This window comes from Siminovitchia acidinfaciens, from assembly GCF_003605385.1.
Taxonomy (GTDB): domain Bacteria; phylum Bacillota; class Bacilli; order Bacillales; family Bacillaceae_C; genus Siminovitchia; species Siminovitchia acidinfaciens.
The window spans coordinates 155,517-180,693 of record NZ_QYTV02000006.1 but is presented as its reverse complement, the minus strand read 5'-3'; the positions used below and the strand labels follow the sequence as shown (position 1 = coordinate 180,693).

The following is a 25,177-nucleotide window of genomic DNA, read 5'->3' as shown; positions in this document are numbered from 1 at the left end:
AAAGACGCTGGAGGGTTTGATAATAGCGGAGCATCTTGTCTTTAATACAAGATTGAAGCGTTCTGAGAGGCAGGAGCCGCAGGCAGACATGGGAAAAGCGTATTAAGTGAGACCCTAGCAGGAGGAGCGGGAGGAAGATTACCGTCCGCCTGAAGCTGAAATAACCTGTGCCGTTAAACAAAGGAAAATTTACACTAACAGCGAGCTTTTTCATTACTCCAATTCAACCCAATCCTTCTTATCTGATATTACATTTTACACGTACATTTTTCCTGGAAAATGGGGAAACTGAAATATGGATAGAGATAAGGAGGACAAGTTATGAATAACGAGCACTCAAACAATGTTTCTTTGCCAAATAACCCTAAATCATATTGGATCGAATCTACAGAAGTATCTGCCTTTCCGCCTCTAGAAAACGATATCGAAACAGAAGTGGCTGTCGTTGGCGGGGGAATCTCCGGAATTACAGCCGCCTATTTACTTGCAAAAGAAGGATTAAAAGTTACGCTTCTCGAATCGACACGTCTATTGAACGGAACCACGGGACATACAACAGCAAAAGTTACAGCTCAGCATGGTCTCATATATGATGAGTTGATCAATCATTTTGGGAGCAAAGATACTAAGCTTTATTATTCAGCAAACAAAGATGCAGCTGAATTTATTGAAAATTATATTCAAAGCAATACGATTGACTGCGACTTTCAAAAAGAGAGTGCATATATTTACTCTTCCGCAGAAAATGACAGACAAACGCTTGAGAAGGAAGCAAAAGCCTATGAGAAGTTGGGGATAGAAGGCGGGTTCATTGATAACATGCCATTAAAAATTCCGTCTATCGGTGCAGTAGAAATGAAAAATCAGTCTCAGTTCCATCCATTAAAATATTTGGCTCACATGATTAAGGATCTGACCGAAATGGGTGTTCAAATTTTTGAAGAGACAACGGCAATCAATATGGAGCACGGCGACCCTGCGGTCATTCATTTAAGAAATGACATAAGGGTCAAGGCGAAATATGTTATTTCAGCTTCTCATTTCCCGTTTCACGATGGGAAGGGATATTTTGCACGGCTATATCCAAAACGATCCTACGTGATTGCTGTTAAGCCTGCCCAAAAATTTCCGGGAGGAATGTATCTTTCGGCCGATAAACCGACACGTTCCTTCAGAAGTGTCAAGATCGACGGGGAAGAGATGGTACTAGTTATTGGAGATAGTCATAAAACTGGGCAAGGAGTACCTGAAATAGAGCATTATGAAGCGTTGGAAAAAGATGCTGTCAAATTGTTCGGCGCAAAAGAAATTTTATACAGATGGTCGGCGCAGGATTTCGTTACCCCCGACAAAGTACCATACATCGGAAGGATATCTGAAAGTTATAGAAATGTTTTTATAGCAACAGGATTCAGGAAATGGGGAATGGCTCACGGAACCTTTTCAGGAATGTTAATCAAGGATTTGATTACGGGAAAGGAAAACCCATATGAAAGGTTTTATTCGCCATCAAGATTCCCATTGGATCCAAGCCTCAAATCATTTGTAAAGGAAAACATGAATGTAGCTGCCCATTTAATCGGCGGAAAGTTCGATAGGCCAGATAAAGAAATGATGAATATTAAGGACGATGAAGGAGCAGTCATTACAATTAAAGGAAAAAGGGCAGGTGCTTATAAAGATAACAAAGGGCAGCTGTTTGTCGTGGACACAACATGTACTCACATGGGTTGTGAAGTGAACTGGAACAGCGGGGATAAAACATGGGATTGTCCATGCCATGGCTCCAGGTTTTCATATGATGGAGAAGTGATTGAGGGGCCGGCAGATCAACCATTAAAAAGGATTGACCCGGATAAAATTGACTATTCAACATCAACATGAAAGAAAGCAGGCCGTTTTTATCCATGAATAAGAAATCAAAGGGAGTTTAAAATAAGAACAGTCCAAAATCAGGTTTTGGATGAAAACATTATGGGATAAAACAGGAGGCTTGGAAATGAGAAAATTCTGGTCTACAATGATGGCTGCTGCTGGCATTGGAGCTGCAGCTTACGGTCTAAGCAGATATAGGAATGGAAAATATATGCAGCCTGTGCAATCCATGCTGAATAATGCAAAGGATATGTTTCAGAACGCCGGTAGTTCGGCCAACAACAATCCATTGATGGAAATATCTAAGGAACTGGCGCCAAATAATTTGATTAATAAAGGCAAAAAAAATCGAAACAGACACCCCATTAATCCAAGCTAACCGTCGAAAAAACCTCACAAACAGCTCGGTGAGAGACGAATAGTCCCAGCCATCAATGGAGCCTTGCCTTACTGAAAGCCCCCTGAAAAGTAATTCAGGGGGCCTCATTTTTCAATAATAATATTCAGAATTTCAATATTATATGAAACTTTGGTAGAATGAGATAATGAAAGAATGCCCTTAGGAAGGTTGGTGCACTTGTATATCATGAAAGAAACCATACTTTTCCAACAGTTAATTACAAGCAAGAAACGTCTCATTATTCCTATGACGATACTCTTTATTTTTTTTTATTTTGCTCTTCCCTTTTTAATATGGTATCTTCCGCGGTGGATAAATATTGAAGGAAAATCTTTGTTCATTCCTTGGTGGTGGCTCTTTGCCTTTTTTCAGCTTGCGGTGACATGGATTTTGGGTTGGGTTTATTGGTGTAAGGCGAAGCGTCATGATGAATTGGTTGATTATCTAAAACAGAGGACTGTCAAATGAATTATACATATTTTTTCTTTTTTCTATGCATTATTATTTGTACTCTGATCATTACCCACTGGGCTGCAAAGCGGGATCGAACCACTTCGCAATTTTATGCTGCATCGGGTCATTTGACTGGATTTCAAAATGGTTTGGCAATAGCGGGTGATTATATCAGCGCCGCCTCATTCCTGGGGATTACCGGAGCAATCTCCCTCCATGGATATGATGGCTTTTTATATTCAATCGGCTTCTTGGTTTCCTACCTGATTGTTCTGTTTTTGATTGCTGAACCGGTTAAAAATTTAGGGAAATATTCGCTGGGAGATGTTATTTGTGCGCGGTTTCCGAGTCATCAGATTCGGTTGCTGATGGCGGGAGGCACTTTTTTTATATCCATTTTTTATATGATACCCCAATTGGTTGCATCGGGCCTTTTAATCCGCCTGCTTTTAGGTATCGACTATTCCATTTCGGTCTTGGTAATCGGAAGTTTGATGACCGTGTATGTGGTTCTTGGGGGAATGGTTGCCACAAGCTGGGTGCAAATTGTGAAGACGGTGCTTCTTATGTCCGGTACTTTCCTTGTGTCACTTATGGTCCTTGCTCGATTCGATTGGCAAGTCCTACAATTGATTGAATATGTAAAGCAAGGAACTCCATTGGGGACAAGCTTTTTTTATCCTGGAAACCTATTTGATGACTTTCTGGAAATGTTCTCATTGAAGCTTGCATTACTTTTGGGTACAGCTGGCCTGCCTCATATATTAATTCGTTTTTATACAGTGAAAAATACGTTGGAAGTTCGCCGTTCAGTAATAACTGCGACTTGGATCATTGGCATCTTTTACATTATGACTCTTGTACTCGGATTAGGAACGATCGCTTTGGTAGGAATGGAGAAGTTGACACTTGCGGATCCTACCGGCAATTTGGCTGCTCCCCTTTTAGCAAAAGAGTTGGGGGGAGATTTCCTATTGGCTTTCATTTCTGCACTCGCTTTTACTACGATTGTCGCTGTCGTGACAGGTTTGGTCATATCGGCCACCATTTCCCTTTCTCATGATGTCTATCATCATATTTATAAAAAAGGGAAAGCGACAGACAAGGAACAGCTTCGAGTTGCAAAGTGGACGGCTGTTGGAATAGGAATGATAGCTACTTTATTCTCGTTGGGGTTGGAAAATATAAATGTCACTTTCCTAGTTTCATTGACCTTTGTTATTGCTGCATCTACGAATTTGCCCGTAATTTTATTGACTATATATTGGAAGCGCTTTAATCAGCATGGGGTTTTGGTGGGAATGCTAAGCGGGTTTTTATCATCAGTTCTACTTGTGCTTTTAGGACCGCATATTATGAATATTGATAATGGTTGGATTGCCCGGGAGGCCTTATTGCCAATTTATAATCCAGGAATTATCGCTATACCAATCGGGTTTTTGGGCGCAATTCTTGGCACAATCTTTTCCAAAGAGGCGCCTGATGATCAAAAGTATTTTCGGTTGCTTGTCAAAGCCCACACAGGAATTGATACAAGGAGGAACGGCTGGTGGAATTTATGACATATATTCTGGTCCAGCGACTGGGACTGTTATTGATTTTGGCATTTTTAATGACAAGGATCCCAAGCTTCCGCAGCCTGCTTGATCGTGAAATAGATGCAAAGACGGTTATATTGCATGCCATGATATATGGCCTATTTGGGATAGCTGGCACAATTTCAGGTATTGTAATTGAGAATGGTCAAATTGTATCGCAGTATATTCTTTCCCCGGTTCAGGATAATCAGTTGATTGTCAGCTCCAGTCTCGTAGCCACAGTCATCGCCGGCTTATTGGGAGGGCCTGTTGTTGGAATGGGGGCAGGCCTTATTTCCGGCATTCACCTGTATTATCTAAGTGGCATGGGAAACATCGCAGGGTGGATTGTCAATATATTGACCGGTTTACTTGTAGGAATGACAGCACGCTTTTTTTCCCATGAAAGAGTAATCTCCCCATTAAAGGCGTTGTTTATCGGTATATTTCCGCCTATTTTACAAATGGGTCTGCTGCTCATATTTAATCCGCATGATGATTTTATAAAAACTGCCGTCGATCAAATCAGCTTGCCTCTTGTTTTTTCTAATAGTGTAGCAATTGCCATCTTTACAGCGATGATTGCTGCGGCCATTAACGAACAGGAACGGGAAGCGGCATTAGAGACAAGAAGGGCGCTGCTGATCGCCGAGGATGCCTTGCCACATTTAAAAAAAGAGTCTCAATTTGATATGGCGCAGGGAATTGCAGAACTTCTATTTAAACGGTTGAAGGTTGCGGCTGTTTCGGTGTCAAACAGGGAACAGGTGTTGGCATATGTAGGGCTTGGCTCAGATCATCATAAACAGGGTGATCCCTTGCAGACAAGACTATCTCATGAAGTGATTCAAACAGGAAAATTGAAGGTGGCTTATTCCCAGGATCACATATATTGTACGCATGACAAATGTCCATTACAGGCGGCGATTATTGTTCCAATAATGGAATCAAACAAAACCAGCAAATTAATAAAGCTATACTTTCGAAAGTCACAGCATATACGGTCAGTTGAAATTGTCCTGGCGCAAGGACTGGGAAAGCTGCTGACTAATCAGCTTGCAGTCGTACAATCCGAAAAACTGCAAGCACTTATCCGTGATGCAGAGCTTCGGAATCTGGAAGCGCAGATCAATCCGCATTTCTTGTTCAACACACTTCATCTCATAGCCACTTTATTTCGGACGGACCCTGAAAAAGCCAGGCATATCACAGTACAGCTGGGCAGCTTTATGAGATTCAATCTGCGATTGGCTTCCACTTCCCTGGTGGAACTAGAAAAAGAATGCGAGCATTTGCAGTCATATATCGAAATCATTCAAGCCCGATTTTATGGCAGGCTTACCATCTGTTTTTCTCCGAATAATGATTGCAAGGGAGCAATGATCCCGCCTTCGACTATTCAGCCGCTTGTCGAAAACAGTGTTCAACATGGATTGGAAAATGTGATGCAAGGCGGGAGGATTGACGTGGAAATACGGCAAGTGAATGGTAAGGTGCATATTGCTGTCCGGGATAACGGAAGCGGTTTCTCAGACATTGATCTATCTCTTGCGGGCAACTCTCCGATAGAAAGCGAGCGTGGTGGAGGCACAGGACTCTACAATGTTAATCAGCGTTTGATAGGAATGCTTGGCGACCAGTCCCGTCTGCACATTCGAAACTTGCCGTCGGGAGGCAGTGAAGTATACTTTGAAATTCCAGATAATAAAAAAGGGAGGAAAGCGACATGACGATACGAGTAATGGTTGCCGAAGATGAGCGTCTCGTCAGAGAAGAGCTTATATATATGCTTCAGCAGGAAAAAGGCTTTCTGCTCTGTCCGAGTGCGGAATCAGGGGAACAATTGCTTGAGCTTTATGAAAAATATATTCCTGATGTCATCTTTTTGGACATTCACATGCCCAGGCTCTCAGGTGTGGATGTTGCTAAAATATTGATCAAGGAGAAAGATAATCCTCCACTTTTTGTATTTACGACAGCTTATGATAATTATGCTTTAGAAGCATTTGAAGTCGAAGCGGTCGACTATCTATTAAAACCATATGACGAATTACGCTTGAAGGAGGCTTTGGACAGGGTCAGGCGGCGGCTATCCAACTTTTCTCCATTTGCTTCATCGAATGAAGAACCTGAAAAAGCGGCTGTGGTTCCAACCCCCTCATCATCTAAACTGTTAGTAGATGATGGAGAGAAAGTGGTTGTATTATCACCTGAATCTATTTATTATGCAACACGAGTTGATAGATTTGTAGAGATACATACTGCTAATGAATATATCCTAGGAAAAATGACATTACAGGAGCTTGAGGAAAAACTGAAAGGTTTTCCATTTTTTCGTACCCATCGAAGTTATTTGGTGAATTTGGATTTCATCCAAGAAATCACACCATGGTTCAATGGAGCATACAACTTGATTTTAAAGGGCGGAAAGAAAACACGAATCCCGGTCAGCCGCAATGCACAGAAAAAGCTGTTTCAGCTGTTGGGACAATGAATGATACCGCTTACATATGGTTTCGTGCAATTCAGACGAAGTTTCAGACAATTCACGACTTTTTCCAGTTTTTGTTGCACCTCTGGTTTATATTTATTTAAATCAGGTTTTTCGAACTGATTTGATTCCAAACCGGGAGGTGCAATGAAGTGGAAAACTTTGATCAAATTGCGAATTCAAAGGAGTTTGGTGAACTAAAAAGGTCCAAATTACGCTTTATTTGGCCTGTTGTCATTTTATTTTTCTGCCTGTATTTGTCTTTTCCATTGATGGCAGCCTATGCAAAGCCCCTAATGGGAAAATTTGTTTTCGGAAATCTAACCTTTGGTTACCTTTACGGTGTATCTCTCTATTTCGTCGCCTGGGCTCTGGCATTTGTATATTTTGTTAAAGCCAAAGGCTTTGATGAAAAAGCGAAAGAAACCGTAGAGAAATATAGGCAGAGGAAGGGGGCATAGGTATGGGCGCACATGCATTTGGAATATTTTTATTCGTGGCCATTGTAGGAGCGACAATTTATATCACACTTTGGGCTGCAAAAAGAAATAAAAGTACAGCCGATTTTTATACAGCAGGACGTTCTTTAACTGGTTGGCAAAACGGGTTGGCAATCTCAGGCGACTATTTAAGTGCTGCTTCTTTTCTTGGAATTGCCGGGCTGGTGGCTTTAAACGGTTATGACGGCTTTATGTATGCCGTCGGCTGGATGGTTGGATATGTAATTGTACTCTATGTCGTTGCCGAACCTCTTAGAAATTCCGGAAAATTTACGGTGGCGGATGTTTTGGCTTCACGGTTGAAAGAAAGGCCGATCCGGATGATGACTGCCATCGTCACCTTGGTTGTTACGACGTTTTACATGGTTGCACAGATGGTGGGTGCAGGGGCAATCATCAACCTGCTAGTCGGCATCCCGTATGAGCTGGCAGTTATTATTATCGGTGCATTGATGATTATTTACGTGATGCTCGGTGGGATGCTGGCAACAAGCTGGGTCCAGATCATTAAGGCAGTTCTTTTAATGTTCGCTACTCTTATTCTTGTCCTATTAGTCGCATTAATATTTAAGTTCAGTATTTCTGGATTGTTTGGAGAAGTAGTTGACAAAAATGGCAGGGAATTCTTATCACCGGGAGTACTTTATAAAAATCCGGTTGATCTCTTATCACTGGGGATGGCGTTGATTCTGGGTACTGCGGGCCTGCCGCATATATTGATTCGCTTCTATACAGTGCCGTCAGCCCAGGAAGCCCGCAAATCAGTCATTTGGGCAATGGTATTGATTGGAATATTCTATATAATGATTGCTTTAGTCGGTTTTGCCGCTTCTGTTCTTGTCGGTTCCGATGCCATCCGGGCGGCTGATAAAGGAGGAAATATGGCTGCGCCACTACTGGCTCAGTATATCGGCGGCGGCGCAGGGACAATTGGCGGTGAAATCTTTATGTCGCTAATATCGGCAGTCTCTTTTGCTACCATTGTTGCTGTCGTTGCGGGGCTAGTTATCGCGGGATCAGGAGCCTTTGCGCACGATATTTATACAAATGTCATCAAGCGTGGAAAAGTAGACAGCAAGAAGCAGTTCATGGTCGCGAGGAATACTGCATTAGTCATCGGAGCATTGTCTATCACTCTTGGAATTTTGGCTAAGGGAATGAATGTAGCTTATTTGGTGGTATTGGCATTCGCCGTTGGCGCCAGTGCGAACCTGCCCGTTATTATCTTCGCGCTTTATTGGAAGCGTTTTAACACGGCAGGAGCTATTGCAGGGATGCTTGCCGGAATGCTTAGTGCTGTACTGCTCGTCTTCATTGGGCCAAGTGTCATGGGGGAGAATGCGATCTTCCCGCTCGCGAACCCTGGGATTATCAGTATTCCATTAGGTTTCATCACCTCGATTGTCGTTTCTCTTATCACGAAACCGGAAAATAACACAGAGAAGTACAATGAAATGGATGTAAAATCTAATACGGGATTGGGGGCTGAACTTTAATCCTCAACAAATCACAAACATATCCTCGATATTTGAGGATATGTTATTTTTTTAAAGTAATTCATTGTATTTTACTATGTATTGTAGGAATTAAATTTGCTATAATGAATTTTACTATCCGTCAGAAAGGATGTAAACAATGAAAGTAGTAAATAATATTGCTGACCTAATCGGCAATACTCCTTTGGTCAAGCTAAATAGACTTCCAAAACCGGATGGGGCCGAGGTATTGGTCAAACTGGAATATTTTAATCCCAGCAGAAGTGTAAAAGACCGAGCTGCACTCAATATGATAGTAGCCGCCGAGCGTGCGGGTCTCCTTAAGGACGGGGCAACCATCATAGAGCCGACGTCTGGAAACACCGGTATCGGATTGGCAATGAATGCTGCTTCCCGGGGCTACAAATCTATTATCGTCATGCCTGATTCTTCAACTGCAGAACGGATTAATATTTTAAAAGCTTACGGGGCTGAGGTGGTACTTACACCGAGCGAAGAAAAAATGCCCGGATCCATCAAAAAGGCGAATAAATTGGCAGCTTCGATAACAAACAGCTTCGTGCCGATGCAATTTGAAAATCCAGCAAATCCGGACATCCACCGGACAACGACTGCGAAAGAAATAATTGATGTCATTGAAGAAACCGGAAGACAGCTTGCTGCCTTCATCGGAACTTCGGGAACGGGGGGAACAATAACCGGAACCGGTGAAACATTAAAGGAGTATAACCCGGAAATTACCGTCCATGTGGTAGAGCCGGCCGGCTCGGCTGTTTTGTCAGGAGAGGAACCCGGGAAGCACAAGCTGGTTGGTACGAGTCCAGGCTTTATTCCCCCAGTATTAAACACAGGTATTTATGACGAAATATTTAAAATACAAGATAGTGAAGCGTATGAAACAGTACGCCAGCTTGCTTCAAAAGAAGGCTTGTTGCTAGGCCCATCAAGCGGGGCATCTGTTTTTGCTGCTTTACAAGTAGCAGCAAGGCTGACTCCCGAACAATCTGTCGTTTGCATTGCCCCGGACACAGGAGATCGATATTTATCCAGTGATTTATTTATGTAATAATATTTTGAGCCTTGCATAATATGGGGGCAAAGTCCAACGAAAAAACCCACTATTTTTATAAGTTTAATTGTAAATGATCTGGGAGGAGAGTTTTGATGTATCTCTCAATAAAAGGGATTGAAAAAAGCTTTGCGAATGAAAAAAAACAGGTCAAAGTGCTGGATAATATAAGCATTGACGTTGATAAAGGAAGTTTCGTTTCCATCGTAGGTCCCTCAGGATGCGGTAAGTCGACGCTTCTTTATTTAATTGCTGGACTGGAAGATGCAAACAAAGGAGAAATTCGCGTTTCCGGCAAAAAAGTAACCGGTCCGGGGCCCGAACGGGTTGTTGTTTTCCAAGAGTCCGGTCTGTTTCCGTGGCTAACGGTTTTGGAAAATGTAACATACGGCCTGCGCCTGAAAAAAATTCCGAATAAAGAAGCTAAAGAAAAAGCGGCAAGTATTTTGAAAATGGTACATTTAAGTAAATATATGGATGCCTATCCACACCAGCTTTCCGGAGGGATGAAGCAGCGCGTTTCCATTGCACGGGCGCTTGTCATGGAACCGGATATCCTTTTAATGGATGAACCGTTCTCCGCCCTTGACGAGCAAACAAGAATGGTGTTGCACAAGGAGCTGCTGGATATATGGAAAAAGACAAAAGTTACGATTTTTTTCGTAACCCATAACATCCGTGAAGCTGTGCTGCTTTCGGAGCAGGTCATTGTATTTGCTACACGTCCAGGAAAAATAAAAACAGTTGTTTCCATCCCTTCGACGAAAGATGGGATTATGCCTGACAGTGTCACCCTCCATATGGAACAAAGAATTTTATCAGTTTTAGAGGAGGAAATTGAAAAAGTTCTTAAGGAGGAGATGGGCGATGACTACAGCTTTAAGACGGATCGTCTTCATAGCGCTGATCGCAGCGATATGGGAAGTCACATCTAGATTATCCGGACTGCCGGAGTTCATGTTTCCGTCACTCGTTCAAGTGCTGGAAACCCTGTTTAACGGGTTGGTCAGCGGACAGATGAGCGCGGCCATTGTGAAAAGCTTAAGCAGGCTCCTACTGGGTTTTTCAATTGCAATCACTGTCGGACTACTCCTCGGATATTTAATCTGGCGCTTTAAACTTGTCGAAGACACACTTGGCTTTTTGGTCACTGCCTTGCAGTCCATTCCAAGTATTGTCTGGTTTCCGCTTGCAATTATATGGTTCGGTCTGAACGACCTCTCCATTTTATTTATTGTAACCATTGGAGCGACCTGGACCATGACAATCAGTGCTACAACGGGATTTAAAAACGTCCCACAGCTGTATCAGCGAGTAGCTAAAACATTTGGGTCAAAGGGAATACACTTTATCCGAACTGTAATTTTACCTGCATCGGTACCCCAGTTGATTGCAGGGTTGCGAATTGCATGGGCTTTTTCATGGCGAGCATTGATGGCTGGAGAATTGCTGGGTGCCGGTGGAGGGCTTGGGCAACTACTTGAAACCGGAAGATCCCTTGGACAGATGGACCTTGTCATTTCAGTCATGATTATCATAGCTGTCATTGGAACGATCATGGATAATATCATATTTGTTCGGTTAGAAAGATCTGTTCAAAAAAAATGGGGCGTAACCGCCTGACGGAGGAGAAATTAATTGTTTAAAAAACGATTTTTCTTTTTATTAACTGCTATTTTGTTTTCAGGTATTTTAGGAGCTTGTGCCAGCGAAGATTCTTCAGGCAAAAAAGCATCTGGCGATGAAACAGTAAAAATCGGCTACTTTCCAAACCTGACACACATCGCTACGATTGTAGCCTTAGAAAACGGTTATTTTGAAGATGAGTTTGGTGATAAAGTGACGATTGAAACAAAAACTGTGAATAACGGTGGCTTATTTATGGAAGCCATGACGACAAAAGCAATTGATGTTGGAACTGTCGGACCAGGACCTCTGTTGAACTTTTACGTAAAAAACCAAAAATTCCATATCATCTCGGGTGCTGTGAATGGCGGGGCCGTCCTTGTGGCAAGTGAAGGGAGCGAAGTCGAAAAGCTTGAGGATTTAGATGGGAAAAAAGTGGCTATTCCAGTTATTGGAAGCACTCAGGATGTAATGCTCCGAAAAGCCCTTGAAGAAGTGGATTTAAAACCAACTGCCAATGATGGGACGGTTGAACTGTATGCAGCCGCACCAGCTGATACAGCTACCCTATTTGTTCAAAACTCAGTCGATGCCGCTGCTACTCAGGAACCGTGGGGATATATACTTGAATCCCAAGCCAAAGGGAAAATGCTGCTCGATTGGGATGAATTCGCCTGGGGGAAAGAGTCGACAAATACAGTTGTCGCCTCAAGTGAGGAATTTTTGAAAAATGAAAAACATGTTTCCGCTTATTTGAAAGCTCATAAAAAAGCGGTGCAATTCATCCGAGAAAATCCAGAAGAAGCTCAAGATCTTGTTATTTCACACATCAAGACTTTGACAGGGAAAGAAATTAATAAAGATGAAACTTCAGCAGCTTTCAAGCGCTTGGAAGTAACGACAAATGTCAACGAAAAGGTTATTCAAGAAATGGCTGATATCAGTAAAGAAGCGGGTTATGTCCCGAGCAATGACATTGACGGCATGATAAGAATGGAGTTTTTAAAGGAAATTGAGAAATAGGGATTGTCTCGAAGGGGCTATTTACGGGCATGTCCTTTTATAAATAAAAGCAAAAAGACCTTTCCCATTGATGAAAAGTACATTCACGCTTATAATAGGTGGTATTAGCTTTTTCAGCAGGAGGGATTTCATTGCCAATTAACATTCCTAAACAAATGCCGGCCCGGGAAGTGCTTGAAAAAGAAAAAATATTTGTAATGGACGAAGAAAGAGCAAGCACGCAAGATATCCGTCCATTGAATATATTAATTTTGAACTTGATGCCTGAAAAAGAAAAGACGGAAGTTCAACTGCTTCGGCTGCTCGGAAACTCGCCCTTGCAAGTTAACATTACGTTTCTGCACATGGAAACGCATCAATCAAAAAATGTCAGCAAATCGCACCTTGAGCAGTTTTATAAAACGTATTCTTCTGTGAAAAATTATTATTTTGACGGAATGATCATCACAGGTGCCCCGATTGAACATTTGGCTTTTGAAGATGTCAATTATTGGGAAGAACTGACAAAGATCATGGAATGGACAAATGACCATGTTACGTCAGTCATGCATATTTGCTGGGGTGCGCAGGCCGCGCTCTATCACCATTATGGAATAGGTAAGTTTGAGCTTCCATGCAAATGTTCAGGAATCTACAAACATACAATTAACGACCAAACGATTAAACTTGTCCGCGGCTTTGACGAAGTGTACTTTGCGCCACATTCACGTTATACAAGTGTGAGCCGCAAGGAAATTTTGGAGCATCCAAATCTGCTTCTGTTATCCGAAGGGGAAGCCGGCCCATTCATCATCATCTCAAAGGATGAGAAGCATATCATGGTCACGGGTCATTTGGAATATGATACTGATACACTGGCAATTGAATATGAAAGAGATTTGAAAAAAGGATTGGACATTCAAATGCCGGAAAACTACTTTCCGAATGATAATGCAGGCGAACAGCCTATTAACATGTGGAGATCACACAGTCATCTATTATTCTCCAATTGGCTGAACTATTATGTCTATCAGGAAACACCTTATGAGCAGGATCGTAAAGTAAAAGTCGATGTTCCTGCACCAGAGGAACACAAATAAATCGCACGGGATTTTTCTTCGTGCGGTTTTTTGCGTACAGGTAATGATAAAGTGCTAAGGTTGTGAATAACTTTGTTATCCATTATGCTGCGTCTAGCTCCGACGGACAGGAGGTCCTAGTGCCAGCGAAGCGACAGGACAAGTCGGTATCGTTACATAGGAAAAGCGTCAGCTTGTACGAGGATGTAGCGCATTGAGGCGGCCAGAGTCTAGCTCCGCAAGGACCAAGCCTGCTCCTGCGCACTGATTGTGCATTTGGATATTATAATTAACAGACTTATATATAGTCATGCTATATTGTTTTTTAAAAGAGGAGGAGTTGAGCCAATGGCCATTAAGCTGAGAAAAAAGACAGAATCATTCATTTTTTATAATAACGACGGAGAAAAAATTGAACGGGAAACAGAAATTCGTCTAGATCCGTTGACAGGGGAGTCATCCCGGCTTGTATATGATGCTGGTTTGGCGATTGCTCCTACTGATTACTCCGAAGCTGCGGAAAAGACGAAAGGTGCCAACTGCCCTTTTTGTCCGGAAAACATATTCAAACTCACTCCTGTTTTTCCGGATAAGATTTCCGAGGAAGGAAGGATTATTGAAGGAGAGGCGTTGGTGTTTCCGAACCTATTTCCTTACAGTAAGCATAATGGAGTGGTTGTTTTCTCTGGAGACCATTTTGTCCGTTTAAATGAATTCACTCCTCAATTTATTATTAACGCTTTTAAGGCAGCCCAAAGATACATCCACAAGGTAGGCATAACTGATTCCCAAGCTAAGTTTGCCTCTATTAATTGGAATTATCTGCCCCTTTCAGGTGGAAGTATCATCCATCCCCATCTCCATATTATTATTTCGGACAGCGGTACGAATTATCAGACATTGACATATGAAAAAGCAAGACAATTTGAGATGGAGACAGGAAAAAGTTATTTCTTGGAACTCTATGAAACTGAAAAATCAATCGGTGAGAGATGGATTGCGGAAGCTGGAACAATAGGGTGGCTGCATGCATTCGCACCGAAAAGTCATAATGATTATATTTCGATATTCCAAAACGCCACTTCAATTGAGGATATTGAAGATGCCGATTGGCATCATTTTGCAAATGGTCTCCAAAATATTTTCTCCCTGCTTATTGAACAGGGTTTTCCAAGTTTTAATCTTGTCTTGTCCATTGATCCAGAAGAAAAAGAACCCATCCATGTACGGCTCATTCCAAGGATGACATTAGGAGCACTTGATACGAGTGACATCAACTTTTTTCAGGTACTGCATCAAGAACCGCTTACGTATAAAGCACCGGAGGTAATTGCAGCTTTGGCACGCGGCCAATTTTAAGCATGATATCAGATTCAATAATTCCACTCTCCAATAATAGAATGAAAATGTAGTAATTATGGAGGTGGTATCATGGCTGTAGTAAAAGCAAGATCATCAGATATCGACTTGTTGGCAAGGCTGCTGCGGGCCGAAGCGGAGGGGGAAGGCACACAGGGGATGCTCATGGTAGGTAACGTAGGGGTCAATCGGATCAGGGCCAACTGCTCTGACTTTGTCGGTATTCGCACCATCCCGCATATGGTTTACCAGCCACATGCGTTTGAAGCCGTGACACATGGATATTTTTATCAAAGAGCAAGAGAAAGTGAAAGAAGGCTGGCAAGACGGTCAGTAAAAGGGGAAAGGCTCTGGCCGGCCAAATACAGCCTATGGTATTTTAGGCCGCCGGGAGACTGTCCAGCCACATGGTATGACCAGCCTTTTGTCGGAAGGTATAAATTACATTGCTTTTATGAGCCGACAGGCGAAGAATGTGAAAATGTATATAAAACGTTCTAATCCTTCTTGCAAACAAGCGAAAGTCGCTTGTTTGTTTTTTTATTCAGTCACAGCTTGTTTTCTTAAAACATTTTTATATAAGAAAGCAATCCCATTTAGTAGAAAGGGTGGAAGTTTTTTGGGAAAGAAGGGCTTGATATAAAAATGATAAAAAGCATTTTTTAAGTCATCCCATTGGTCACATTTTTTCTTTTGACGAAAGCGCGCAACATCAATTATTTTTATTTCTCCATCCTGTGTTTTAAATATATTCCTTAAATGAATATCTGAAGGATTCAATCCATTTTTACGAGCTGAAGATAAAGCAAAATCAACAGCTCTAATCTCTTTTTCTGAGATAGGTATTCCATGGGTCAGACAATCAAAAAATGTATAGCCCTTAACATAGTCTATGACAATATAATTTTGCCCGCATTCATATAATGAAGGGTACGAGTCGATATGCTGGACGACTTTATACACGCATGCCTCTTCGCGTGCAATATGGCTAAGTTCAGGGAAGAATACTTTGATTACTTTGTTTGTATCCTTAATCTTGAATACAAAGGCACTTCGTCCCATCCCCACTAACAATAAAGAATTTGAATGCCCAATGACTACAGGCTTTTTGTTCCTATAAGTTATCTCTACGCTTTCTGCTAAATTTTTATATAAGTCCAAAATAGATACTCCTTTCAATGAAAAAGACGTCAATCCCATTTTTTGGTCTGACGTCTTTAAAAACAGAAAAGACCTTACCAAAAATTGGTAAGGTCTCGCAAACAACGAATATGCGTTGCCAACAGAGCCGAGGAACTTGTCCTGTATTGACGACTTTGTTGTACAGCTACTCCCCTTAGTGGAAGGAAAAACAATATTTTATTGGTTTATTATAAGGCTTATGTATACTCAAGTCAATCATTAAATAAGAGAGGTTACTGGTATAAAAGATATATGATAAAAATTTTGTATGATTATTTTTTGGAGAATCTAATAAAGCCCAATTTTTCTGAGAGATCGGGCTTTACTATTGCAATTTTCTAATGCAATTCATTTTAAGGAATGAAGTCTTCTTTACCAAAATATTCTTCAAAAAACACTTCAGCTCCTCCGGCTGCGGCAATCAATGCGCCGACTCCCTGCAACAAATCTCCTGTAATTACAATGCGCTGGCCCTCAATGATAATGTCTATATTGTCCGTCGCTACTTCTCTTGATACACCCAATGCCTCCAAAATTTGCCCAGTGGCTTGGATCCATGTTCCTGTCAATAATGTTTTCTCAGCTTCTGATTCCGGATTATCACTTATAAAATAAAGCCTCGAAAGGAGGACTGCCTCGCTAATTTGTCCGACCGCCTGAAGCCAAACCGCCGCTTCGATTTTCTTTTTAAGACTTTTTCTCAGCGCCTCTGTCTCTTGACGAGTTTTTTTTTCGTAGACTTTCTTTTTCACTTTTTCTCACTCCACAGCAACAATTGGGTTAATATTATACCTATTCCTGACGGAACGGAAATGTGAGAGTCTGTTTCATTGTCATATCAGTTAAGAAAAATGAAATGCGCCGGCCTCAAAGCATCCCGTCCTGAGCTTCAACTGCACTAGGACATCCGATCATAATTCGACTAAAAAACTTCTTTGAAGCAATAAAAAGATCCTGATCGATACTGATCAGGATTTTTATTCACTTTTTGGTAACTGCCCGGTCTTTTGGAGCAGCCCAAAAAGCAATTGCGATAGCACCCACTAAGACAATAAATGGGGCATAAAAAATCAAGAAATTATGCATCTGGATTCCTCCTTTAATTAATATGGATCTGACTTGCCCGTAACGTAATCCTTATTGAAAAGGAATAACCGCAATAATAGATACAAGGAAGGAATCAATAATCCCAAACCCGCAATGAAGGCAATCACAAGTGATATTGCCATCATTTCATTCGTAAAGCTGTCGTAGATCGTCAAATGCGGATAGAGCAAATATGGATAATGTGATATTCCGTACCCGAAAAACGCAAGGGCAAATTGTCCGGTCAACAAACCAAAGGCTCTTCCGTAGTTCTTCCTTTTCCATATGAACCACACAGTACCTAAAAACAGTAGGAATGATAAAGCGAACATCCACCATAGATTGACTAAGTTGGCAAAGTGTTCAGGATTATGGGCGCGCAGTTCCACAATTATCCCCGACGCAGTGATGATGAGCGGCAACGCCCAAATGAGCGCATATTTCCGCATTAATTCGGTTGCCTTTTTATCATTCGCTTTATTGGCATACCATGTCAAAAATACAGCAGAAATATACAATACAGCAGTTATGCTTAATACAACAATACTCCATGTCAATGGGCTTGAAAAGAGCGCCCAGTAATCAAGAACGGGATTCCCGTCAACAATTGAAACGAATCCTCCCTCTGAAATCGTCAATACAATTGACAAAGAGGCGGGGAGGAATAATCCAGATAGGCCATACATGAGTGAATATCCCTTATGGCCTCTAGACCCATATGTTTCAAAAGCATAGTAAGATCCCCGGATTGCTAATAATAAAATTGCGATACTGACAGGCACAAGAAGGATTGTTCCATAGTAAAATGCAGTTTTTGGAAAGAATCCGACGATGCCGACGAAAAAGAAAACAAGGAACACGTTTGTTACTTCCCAAACAGGTGAGAGGTATCGCTGAATGATATTCGTCAGAATATGTTGTTTACCTGCAAAAAAACTATATGCATTAAAAAAACCTGCCCCAAAATCCACTGAGGCGACAATGACATAGCCAAACAAAAATGTCCATAACACCATGATTCCCAAAATTTCTAAATTCATTGAACGACACCGCCCTTTTCTGCATTCCGCTCTTCAAGCTCGCGTTCAACTGGATTGCTTTTGAACATCCTGCTCAGCACAACAACACTACCTACGGCAAGGATGGCATAAAGACCTGCAAATAAAATCAGCATGATATCCACCTGGCCACTTGAGGTAGCCGCATCGGAAGTCCGCATAATGCCTCGTAGCACCCATGGCTGTCTGCCAACTTCGGCCATCCACCATCCCATTTCAATGGCTATGATCGAGAGGGGCCCTCCAAGAACGATAAGCCAGCGGAACCATTTCGTATTGACAAATGCTCTGCCCCACTTGGCACCCAGCCAGTAGATGAAGGAAAGAAATGTCATCCACATCCCAATGGTTACCATAATATCAAAAAGGTAGTGTATATAAAGAGGGGGAATTTCGTCCTCCGGGAATTGATCTAGACCAATTACCTCACTCTTAGGTAAATTATGAGCCAGAATACTTAGGGCATATGGAATCTTTATTGCATATTTTACTTCCCCATCGTTTAAAGTACCATATAAAATTAACGGAGCTGCTTCTTCAGTCTCAAAATGCCATTCTGCAGCCGCTAATTTTTCAGGTTGATATTCAGCTAAATATTTTCCTGAAAAATCGCCGATGATAGCTGTGGCAATAGAGAAAATCAATCCAATTTTCATTGTCAGATATAATGCTTTTTTATGATAAATATGGTTCGAACCTTTTAAAAGCCTAAAGCCGGCAATTGATGCTAAAACAAAAGCAGAAGTCATAAATGCACTTGCGACAACATGCGCCACTTTTGTAGGCATAGCTGGATTGAACATGGCGATTAACGGATTGATATTTACCAGTTCCCCATTCACAATGTCGAAACCTTGAGGTGCATTCATAAAAGCATTGACAATCGTAATAAAAACAGCGGAAAAAGCTGCTCCAATCGCTACAGGTATCAGCAACATTAAATGTTTGCGCTGATCTTTAAAGCGATCCCATGTGTACAAATAAATTCCCAGGAAAATTGCCTCAAAGAAAAAGGCGAAAGTTTCCATGAAAAGAGGTAAGGCAATGACATTACCCGCTAATTCCATAAAGTTTGGCCACAATAGCGATAATTGCAATCCGATAGCTGTTCCAGTAACAACGCCGACCGCAACCGTAATGACGAAGCCGCGAGCCCACCTTCTTGCCAATAAAATATAGTGCTCGTCATTTTTTCTGATGCCGACCCATTGCGCGATCATAATCATCAGTGGAACGCCGACTCCGATTGTGGCATAAATAATATGAAAAGAGAGGGTAAGTTCGGTCAATAACCGGCTATAAAACAAAGAATCTCCATTGAACATTAAACTTTCACCCTTTCATCAACTTCCAAAAATACGTCCAAGCATGGATAAAAGCATAATGGCTGCCACGCCAAAAGCAAGTACCATCAATATCCGCTCATGTTTTTTATACATCAGTTAAACCTCCCTGATTTTATATTACCCTTGATTACCAATATTGAACGACTATTAATGTGGCAATTTGTTAGCGGGTTTATGATAAAGTTGTGAAAAGTTGAACAAGTAGTTGATTTTCTTCGCGAGTTCACTTTTTATATGAAAAAACCTTAATGGTATATTAATATAACGTATCCCTGAACAGATACTATATTGTCCTAACGATGGTTCTAATTGTGATTAGAAGCTGGCTTTCGCTTGATCAATTGCAGCTAGATCAAAGGAATTTCTTTGGTTTTATCACCAGAATGTATTACCTGATAATAGGAGGGCTATTGATATTAAGACCTGGTTATATTAGTTAGCATTAAGCAGCTTGCATTTCCCACAAAAAATAATGAAGGATATAATGTTAGTAGTGTAGTTAAGAGACAGGAGTGATGAGATGTTAGAGTTATCTACATTAGGAACATTTATATTGGTAGTGATAGGTTTGTTTCTGGTACCTGGTCCTGCAGTTCTTTTAACTGTTTCCAGAACAATTCAAGGCGGAAGGAAAACAGGAATTCTAACGGGTCTCGGAATTGCAACCGGAGATTTTATACATACATTGTTTGCGGCATTAGGGCTGTCTGCCATCTTGATGACCTCTGCAACTGCTTTTAACCTCGTTAAATATGCAGGGGCTATTTACTTGATTTATATGGGGATAAAAGCGATTGTCGAAAGGACGAATAAGCAGAATATTGCATCCGTCTCAAAGGCACCCAGCCTTCAATCATACAGCCAAGCCATATTGGCGGAAGTATTGAATCCAAAAACAGCCATTTTCTTTCTGGCTTTTCTGCCTCAGTTCATCCATCCCGAAAAGGGTCCAGCTATTGTTCAATTCTTATTGTTGGGATTCATATTTGTAGTCATGAGCTGTCTTTACACATCCATGATAGTCATCAGCATTCGCCCTATTGGACGTTTGATGAAGCGAACCACCAATCTTGGAAAGTGGAGCGGAAAATTTGCAGGGTTGATCTATATTTGGCTAGGTGTAAAAGTAGCTTTTCAGCAACGATAAAAAACCATATTCGATCACGCTAACAGCGTATCGCATATGGTTTTTTTATGCACAAGTAAAAGAAAGTAAAAAAATATACCGAAGTTTTTCTCTTGAACAAGGATGAGCTGTGCCTAGCTCCGACGTACAGGACGTCCTGGTGCCAGTGAAGTGGTAGGGCGTCGCGCCCTGAGTCGACGACGTGGAGGACGTGCTAGTGCTACCGCAGTGACAGGATGTCGCGGATTGAGGCGGCGACGCGCAGGACGCGCTAGTGCCACCGAAGTGACAGGATGTCGCGGTCTGAGGCGGCCAGACGCCAACACTTTTCTAATAACCCCTTTTCACTTAGAAATCAACCGTCAAGAAGCATAAATGCCCCCAACCACTACTATAATCATAAAGACGAGCTTGCTCTTGCTCCATAGTATTCAAATTCTTTCATATAAAGGTTGATGGAGGGCAATAAACATGGATAAAAATTATCGGATTGCCATTATTGGGGGAGGAACGGCGGGAATCAGTACAGCTGCCAGGCTATTAAAAGATCTGAGATCACTTGCGGGAGATATTGTTATTATTGATCCCGCAGAAAAACATTACTACCAGCCGCTTTGGACATTGGTAGGTGGCGGAGAAGCCAAAAAGGAAGAGACTGAAAGAAGTATGAAAGAATTGATTCCGGAAGGGGCCGATTGGATCAAGGCTGCTGTCGCATCTTTTGAACCCGAAGAAAATCATATCCAATTGTCTGATGGACGCAGGCTGGAATATGAGTATTTGATTGTTGCTGCAGGAATAGAGGTTCATTGGGATGGAATAAAAGGACTTACAGAAACCATTGGAAAAAACGGGGTGTGCAGTAATTACTCATATCAGTACACAGATTACACATGGGATACGATTAGGAACTTCAAAGGTGGAAACGCAGTTTTTACGCATCCGGCTACACCTATTAAGTGCGGTGGCGCTCCTCAGAAAATCATGTATTTGGCTGAAGATCATTTTTGCAGGACTGGTATTAGGGACAAAACAAAAATTACTTTTGGCTCGGGCAATCCAGCGATATTTGATGTTACCAAATATCGTCTAGCATTGGAAAAGGTTTTGGAACGGAAAAAAATTGATGCTCGATTCAAACACAATTTAATAGAAGTAAGAGGAGAACAGAAGGAAGCAATCTTTGAACAAATCGAAACAAAAGAAAAGACAACTGTCGAATATGACATGCTCCATGTAACGCCGCCAATGCGGGCGCCTGCCTTTATAAGAAATAGCTCTCTCGCAGATGACTTCGGATGGGTCGATGTTCATCCTCATACGCTGCAGCATCAAAAATATGAAAATGTTTTTTCATTGGGCGATTGCTCCAATTTACCGACCTCCAAGACAGGTGCAGCTATCCGTAAGCAATACCCTGTTGTAGCTAAAAATATTTTATCATTAATGAAGGGTGAAGCACCTGGCGCCAAGTATGACGGGTACAGCTCCTGCCCGCTTGTAACGGGGTATAACACGTTAATATTGGCCGAATTCAATTATGAAAAAGAACCTACTGAATCATTCCCGGTCAATCAAGCAAAGGAACGGCGGAGTATGTACATCATGAAAAAGGACTTACTCCCGATTATTTATTGGAATGGGATGCTTAAGGGGACCATGTAGGAGGTGGGATAAATGGAAACAGCCTTGGAAAATAAAAATCTGATAGAAAAGCTGAATAACCCGGAAACAACGGATTCATTAGAGAGGCTGCTTGATCGATTGCCCGGCATCGTTGAAAAGGTGGATAAATTGGATCAACTATTAACAACAGTGGAAGCAGTATTGGAAGATGAATCGGCGATGGAAAAATTAAAAATGAAGATTGATCATACTAATATTGATGTAAATACACTTGAAACGGGTCTGCACTTGCTTGAAAAACTTCCTTTTTTATTACACGCAACGGAGAAATTTGAGCACGTCGCCCTTTTCATGGAAGAAGTCACGAAGGATGAAAAATCCATGCGCTATCTGATTGAACAGGCAGAAGGTCATCTGCAACCGCTCAAAGAACGAATTTCCACCAGTAAGCAGGTTTGGGAAACGATAAAAATCGATGCAGAAAAAAACAGGCGCCAAATTACATTATTCACTGTAATGAAATGGATGAAAGAACCCCAAGTACAGAGAGTCTTATCCTATGTTCAGGCATTCATAAATGCAGTTCCAAATAAGGAAAAAAGAAAGGAAGATTGACAGGAGTGTTATTAAGGTATTTTTACGATGAATATCTCGCACATGCCTCCTATTTGGCCGGATGTCAAAAGACGGGAGAAGCCATTGTCATCGATCCTTCAAGGAACATAGATCAATATATTCAAACTGCGAAAGCCAACGGTCTGGAAATTTCCGCTGCAGCAGAAACACATATTCATGCCGATTTTATCTCGGGGGCCAGGGAATTGGAGGCCAGGACTGGTGCAAAATTGTATTTATCGGACGAAGGTAATGCGAATTGGAAGTATGAGAATTTGATCAATGTGAACCATAGGCTATTAAAAGATGGTGACACTTTTAACATTGGACATCTGTTCTTTGAGGTCATGCATACACCCGGCCATACACCTGAAAGTATCACTTTCATGCTAACCGATACCGGTGGCGGAGCAGATGAAGCGATAGGGGTATTTACGGGAGACTTTGTTTTCGCGGGCGACGTCGGTCGGCCGGATTTGTTGGAAACTGCCGCTGGATTTGAAGGAACAGCAGAAAAGGGTGCCAAAGACATGTTTTCTTCCATTAAACGTTTCAAACAGCTGCCGGATTACTTGCAGGTATGGCCTGCACACGGTGCCGGCAGTGCCTGTGGAAAAGCATTGGGGGCTATTCCTTCTTCAACGGTAGGTTATGAGAAAAGATTTAACCCCGCATTAAGATATACGGATGAAGGCAGATTTACGAAGGACTTGCTTAAAGGCCAGCCGGAGCCGCCGAAATATTTCTCAATCATGAAAAGAGCCAATAAACTAGGAACCGCTTTAATTAAAGACATACCGGCCCCTTTAAAATCCAATAATCCATCCGATCTGTTCAAATGGCTAAAAAAAGGGATGGTTATAGATACCCGCAATGTCTTTGAATTTAGAAATGGGCATATACCTGGTACAGTAAATATTCCTTTTAATCAGTCGTTTGTAAAGTGGGCCGGTTGGCTCGTGGACTATGACGAGCCTTTATATATTTTGCCACAAGAAGGTAAAGTGAAAGATGTATTGTCTAGCCTTTATTCCATTGGAATTGATCGGATAGCCGGCTATATGAATGTAGTTTCAGCTATTAGAAATTATCCTGAACTTGAAACATATGGAGAAGTGGAGCCGAAGGGTCTTCATGATATCCCTAAAAACGTCAGTGTAATAGACGTCCGAAATCAGGATGAATGGAGTAATGGTCATATTCCAGAAGCGACCCATATCATGCTCGGGACTTTGCCCGATCGGCTTGATGAGGTACCGCGGGACAGGATGACTGTTGTCTACTGCGCATCCGGAATTCGATCAGCAATGGCAGCCAGTATATTGCAGTCAAAAGGAATTAAAGATGTCAGGAATCTAAAGGGAGGATATTCCTTGTGGAAAAAAGTGACAGCAGCAGCAATTAATTAATTTAAGGACACACGCTCCTTCCCGGTCAAACCGGGTTTTTTTATTTAGAAAATTAAGTATAATAGCTTATAATAATGCCAATATATTTGAAGGGGGAATCATATTATCATTAAATCATTGAACATCGGAAGACCACAGCTGGTGGGAAATCCATTCGGTAATGTTATTAATTCCGGAATCAGAAAAAAGCCGGTTCCTGCAGCAAGCCTTTACAAGTCCGGGTTTGAAAACGATAATGTGGCAGATCGTGATAACCATGGAGGCGATGATAGGGCCGTTTGTTTTTATCCTTTTGAACATTATGCGGAATGGAATGCCCTTTCCGGAAAAGAGCTTAATATACCGGCATTTGGGGAAAATATCACCGTTTCCGAACATCCTGAAGATCATATATGCATCGGGGATGTATATCAAATTGGCGATGCGGTACTTCAAATTACGCAAAGCAGGATTCCGTGTGCAAAAGTTGATATTTTCAATCGGATCAGGGGGCTTTTTGAGCAATTTATACGGACGGGAAAAACCGGTTATTTTGCGCGGGTACTGAAGGAAGGAATGGTGAAAGAAGATTCGGCTATCACTTTGATCGACCGTCCTGATATGACCATTTCCGTACGCGACTTGCATCATTTGTTTTTCCATGACCGGAAAAATATTAAAGAGATAGAGAGAGTAATAGCCATCGATCCGCTTGCAGAAGATATGAGAAAAAGGCTTAACAAACTTCTAAAATAAGATACAGTACTATATTTTACGACCGTTCGGCATTTAGCCCAACGGTCTTTAGTGTTTATAGGTGCCT

At 41.7% G+C, this 25,177-nt stretch carries 25 protein-coding genes; 20 read left to right on the top strand and 5 right to left on the bottom strand.

Features of this window, described 5'->3' with window-relative positions; all coding sequences use genetic code 11:
- The first annotated feature begins 321 nt into the window (after positions 1–321).
- The 15 genes from D4T97_RS14570 (at position 322) to D4T97_RS14500 (ending at position 15,428) form a co-directional block, all read left to right on the top strand.
- A complete protein-coding gene (locus D4T97_RS14570) occupies positions 322–1,884 on the top strand; it encodes an FAD-dependent oxidoreductase (RefSeq protein ID WP_126051483.1) in 1,563 nt (520 codons plus the stop codon).
- 115 nt (positions 1,885–1,999) lie between these two features.
- Entirely contained in the window at positions 2,000–2,254 is a 255-nt protein-coding gene (locus D4T97_RS14565) for a hypothetical protein (RefSeq protein WP_126051482.1), read from the top strand.
- Positions 2,255–2,428: 174 nt separating this feature from the next.
- Positions 2,429–2,743: a DUF485 domain-containing protein gene (locus D4T97_RS21125; RefSeq protein ID WP_126051481.1), complete on the top strand. Its 315-nt coding sequence runs from the start codon at positions 2,429–2,431 to the stop codon at positions 2,741–2,743.
- The gene (locus D4T97_RS14555; RefSeq protein WP_126051480.1) at positions 2,740–4,290 is read left to right on the top strand and encodes a solute symporter family protein; all 1,551 of its coding nucleotides are present in this window, start codon (positions 2,740–2,742) and stop codon (positions 4,288–4,290) included. The genes D4T97_RS21125 and D4T97_RS14555 overlap by 4 nt, the downstream gene beginning before the upstream one ends.
- Positions 4,287–6,035 (top strand): LytS/YhcK type 5TM receptor domain-containing protein, encoded by a 1,749-nt coding sequence (locus D4T97_RS14550; RefSeq protein WP_328588775.1) that lies wholly within the window; start codon positions 4,287–4,289, stop codon positions 6,033–6,035. Before D4T97_RS14555 ends, D4T97_RS14550 begins: the two co-directional genes overlap by 4 nt.
- Positions 6,032–6,799 (top strand): LytR/AlgR family response regulator transcription factor, encoded by a 768-nt coding sequence (locus D4T97_RS14545; RefSeq protein ID WP_126051478.1) that lies wholly within the window; start codon positions 6,032–6,034, stop codon positions 6,797–6,799. Before D4T97_RS14550 ends, D4T97_RS14545 begins: the two co-directional genes overlap by 4 nt.
- Before the next feature lie 149 nt (positions 6,800–6,948).
- The gene (locus D4T97_RS14540) at positions 6,949–7,257 is read left to right on the top strand and encodes a DUF485 domain-containing protein (RefSeq protein WP_126051477.1); all 309 of its coding nucleotides are present in this window, start codon (positions 6,949–6,951) and stop codon (positions 7,255–7,257) included.
- Between the two features lie 2 nt (positions 7,258–7,259).
- Positions 7,260–8,792: a solute symporter family protein gene (locus D4T97_RS14535; RefSeq protein ID WP_126051476.1), complete on the top strand. Its 1,533-nt coding sequence runs from the start codon at positions 7,260–7,262 to the stop codon at positions 8,790–8,792.
- A gap of 139 nt (positions 8,793–8,931) precedes the next feature.
- Positions 8,932–9,858, top strand: a complete 927-nt coding sequence (gene cysK / locus D4T97_RS14530) for a cysteine synthase A (RefSeq protein WP_126051475.1) — start codon at positions 8,932–8,934, stop codon at positions 9,856–9,858.
- Positions 9,859–9,956: 98 nt separating this feature from the next.
- The gene (locus tag D4T97_RS14525) at positions 9,957–10,796 is read left to right on the top strand and encodes an ABC transporter ATP-binding protein (RefSeq protein ID WP_126051474.1); all 840 of its coding nucleotides are present in this window, start codon (positions 9,957–9,959) and stop codon (positions 10,794–10,796) included.
- Positions 10,729–11,484 carry an ABC transporter permease gene (locus D4T97_RS14520; protein WP_126051473.1) on the top strand — a complete coding sequence of 252 codons (756 nt, stop codon included), beginning with the start codon at positions 10,729–10,731 and terminating at the stop codon, positions 11,482–11,484. Before D4T97_RS14525 ends, D4T97_RS14520 begins: the two co-directional genes overlap by 68 nt.
- 15 nt (positions 11,485–11,499) lie before the next feature.
- Positions 11,500–12,510, top strand: a complete 1,011-nt coding sequence (locus D4T97_RS14515; protein ID WP_126051472.1) for an ABC transporter substrate-binding protein — start codon at positions 11,500–11,502, stop codon at positions 12,508–12,510.
- A 131-nt stretch (positions 12,511–12,641) separates the two neighbouring features.
- Complete coding sequence (metA, locus tag D4T97_RS14510; RefSeq protein ID WP_126051471.1) at positions 12,642–13,589, top strand: homoserine O-acetyltransferase MetA; 948 nt, start codon at positions 12,642–12,644, stop codon at positions 13,587–13,589.
- Positions 13,590–13,916: 327 nt separating this feature from the next.
- Positions 13,917–14,927 carry a hypothetical protein gene (locus tag D4T97_RS14505; RefSeq protein ID WP_126051470.1) on the top strand — a complete coding sequence of 337 codons (1,011 nt, stop codon included), beginning with the start codon at positions 13,917–13,919 and terminating at the stop codon, positions 14,925–14,927.
- Between the two features lie 72 nt (positions 14,928–14,999).
- Positions 15,000–15,428, top strand: a complete 429-nt coding sequence (locus D4T97_RS14500) for a cell wall hydrolase (RefSeq protein ID WP_126051469.1) — start codon at positions 15,000–15,002, stop codon at positions 15,426–15,428.
- A 39-nt stretch (positions 15,429–15,467) separates the two neighbouring features.
- Here D4T97_RS14500 and D4T97_RS14495 read toward each other — a convergent pair whose 3' ends face one another.
- From D4T97_RS14495 to D4T97_RS14480, 5 genes are all read right to left on the bottom strand, one after another.
- Positions 15,468–16,088, bottom strand: a complete 621-nt coding sequence (locus D4T97_RS14495) for a serine/threonine-protein kinase (RefSeq protein WP_126051468.1) — start codon at positions 16,086–16,088, stop codon at positions 15,468–15,470.
- A gap of 374 nt (positions 16,089–16,462) precedes the next feature.
- Complete coding sequence (locus D4T97_RS14490) at positions 16,463–16,861, bottom strand: hypothetical protein (RefSeq protein ID WP_126051467.1); 399 nt, start codon at positions 16,859–16,861, stop codon at positions 16,463–16,465.
- Between the two features lie 229 nt (positions 16,862–17,090).
- Positions 17,091–17,195 carry a cytochrome bd oxidase small subunit CydS gene (gene cydS / locus D4T97_RS21120; protein ID WP_408021616.1) on the bottom strand — a complete coding sequence of 35 codons (105 nt, stop codon included), beginning with the start codon at positions 17,193–17,195 and terminating at the stop codon, positions 17,091–17,093.
- A 17-nt stretch (positions 17,196–17,212) separates the two neighbouring features.
- The gene (locus tag D4T97_RS14485) at positions 17,213–18,235 is read right to left on the bottom strand and encodes a cytochrome d ubiquinol oxidase subunit II (RefSeq protein ID WP_126051466.1); all 1,023 of its coding nucleotides are present in this window, start codon (positions 18,233–18,235) and stop codon (positions 17,213–17,215) included.
- Complete coding sequence (locus tag D4T97_RS14480; protein ID WP_126051465.1) at positions 18,232–19,578, bottom strand: cytochrome ubiquinol oxidase subunit I; 1,347 nt, start codon at positions 19,576–19,578, stop codon at positions 18,232–18,234. Before D4T97_RS14480 ends, D4T97_RS14485 begins: the two co-directional genes overlap by 4 nt.
- A gap of 541 nt (positions 19,579–20,119) precedes the next feature.
- Between D4T97_RS14480 and D4T97_RS14475 the strand changes: the two genes are divergently transcribed.
- The 5 genes from D4T97_RS14475 (at position 20,120) to D4T97_RS14455 (ending at position 25,110) form a co-directional block, all read left to right on the top strand.
- Positions 20,120–20,746, top strand: a complete 627-nt coding sequence (locus tag D4T97_RS14475) for a LysE family translocator (protein WP_126051464.1) — start codon at positions 20,120–20,122, stop codon at positions 20,744–20,746.
- A gap of 450 nt (positions 20,747–21,196) precedes the next feature.
- Positions 21,197–22,390: an FAD/NAD(P)-binding oxidoreductase gene (locus D4T97_RS14470; protein WP_126051463.1), complete on the top strand. Its 1,194-nt coding sequence runs from the start codon at positions 21,197–21,199 to the stop codon at positions 22,388–22,390.
- A gap of 12 nt (positions 22,391–22,402) precedes the next feature.
- Positions 22,403–22,966, top strand: coding sequence for a hypothetical protein (locus D4T97_RS14465; RefSeq protein WP_126051462.1), 564 nt, complete (start codon positions 22,403–22,405; stop codon positions 22,964–22,966).
- A gap of 5 nt (positions 22,967–22,971) precedes the next feature.
- Positions 22,972–24,375 (top strand): rhodanese-like domain-containing protein, encoded by a 1,404-nt coding sequence (locus D4T97_RS14460; RefSeq protein WP_126051522.1) that lies wholly within the window; start codon positions 22,972–22,974, stop codon positions 24,373–24,375.
- A 141-nt stretch (positions 24,376–24,516) separates the two neighbouring features.
- Positions 24,517–25,110: an MOSC domain-containing protein gene (locus D4T97_RS14455; protein ID WP_164525584.1), complete on the top strand. Its 594-nt coding sequence runs from the start codon at positions 24,517–24,519 to the stop codon at positions 25,108–25,110.
- Positions 25,111–25,177 lie beyond the last annotated feature (67 nt).

Excerpts from the sequence above, each read along its gene's own strand:
- cydS (WP_408021616.1), bottom strand. The coding sequence starts at position 17,195 with ATGCATAATTTCTTGATTTTTTATGCCCCATTTATTGTCTTAGTGGGT.
- D4T97_RS14520 (WP_126051473.1), top strand. The coding sequence starts at position 10,729 with ATGACTACAGCTTTAAGACGGATCGTCTTCATAGCGCTGATCGCAGCG.
- D4T97_RS14545 (WP_126051478.1), top strand. The coding sequence starts at position 6,032 with ATGACGATACGAGTAATGGTTGCCGAAGATGAGCGTCTCGTCAGAGAA.
- D4T97_RS14500 (WP_126051469.1), top strand. The coding sequence starts at position 15,000 with ATGGCTGTAGTAAAAGCAAGATCATCAGATATCGACTTGTTGGCAAGG.
- D4T97_RS21125 (WP_126051481.1), top strand. The coding sequence starts at position 2,429 with ATGCCCTTAGGAAGGTTGGTGCACTTGTATATCATGAAAGAAACCATA.
- D4T97_RS14505 (WP_126051470.1), top strand. The coding sequence starts at position 13,917 with ATGGCCATTAAGCTGAGAAAAAAGACAGAATCATTCATTTTTTATAAT.
- D4T97_RS14565 (WP_126051482.1), top strand. The coding sequence starts at position 2,000 with ATGAGAAAATTCTGGTCTACAATGATGGCTGCTGCTGGCATTGGAGCT.
- D4T97_RS14480 (WP_126051465.1), bottom strand. The coding sequence starts at position 19,578 with ATGTTCAATGGAGATTCTTTGTTTTATAGCCGGTTATTGACCGAACTT.
- cysK (WP_126051475.1), top strand. The coding sequence starts at position 8,932 with ATGAAAGTAGTAAATAATATTGCTGACCTAATCGGCAATACTCCTTTG.
- D4T97_RS14550 (WP_328588775.1), top strand. The coding sequence starts at position 4,287 with ATGACATATATTCTGGTCCAGCGACTGGGACTGTTATTGATTTTGGCA.
- D4T97_RS14475 (WP_126051464.1), top strand. The coding sequence starts at position 20,120 with ATGTTAGAGTTATCTACATTAGGAACATTTATATTGGTAGTGATAGGT.
- D4T97_RS14525 (WP_126051474.1), top strand. The coding sequence starts at position 9,957 with ATGTATCTCTCAATAAAAGGGATTGAAAAAAGCTTTGCGAATGAAAAA.
- D4T97_RS14465 (WP_126051462.1), top strand. The coding sequence starts at position 22,403 with ATGGAAACAGCCTTGGAAAATAAAAATCTGATAGAAAAGCTGAATAAC.
- D4T97_RS14570 (WP_126051483.1), top strand. The coding sequence starts at position 322 with ATGAATAACGAGCACTCAAACAATGTTTCTTTGCCAAATAACCCTAAA.
- D4T97_RS14535 (WP_126051476.1), top strand. The coding sequence starts at position 7,260 with ATGGGCGCACATGCATTTGGAATATTTTTATTCGTGGCCATTGTAGGA.
- D4T97_RS14555 (WP_126051480.1), top strand. The coding sequence starts at position 2,740 with ATGAATTATACATATTTTTTCTTTTTTCTATGCATTATTATTTGTACT.
- D4T97_RS14485 (WP_126051466.1), bottom strand. The coding sequence starts at position 18,235 with ATGAATTTAGAAATTTTGGGAATCATGGTGTTATGGACATTTTTGTTT.
- D4T97_RS14470 (WP_126051463.1), top strand. The coding sequence starts at position 21,197 with ATGGATAAAAATTATCGGATTGCCATTATTGGGGGAGGAACGGCGGGA.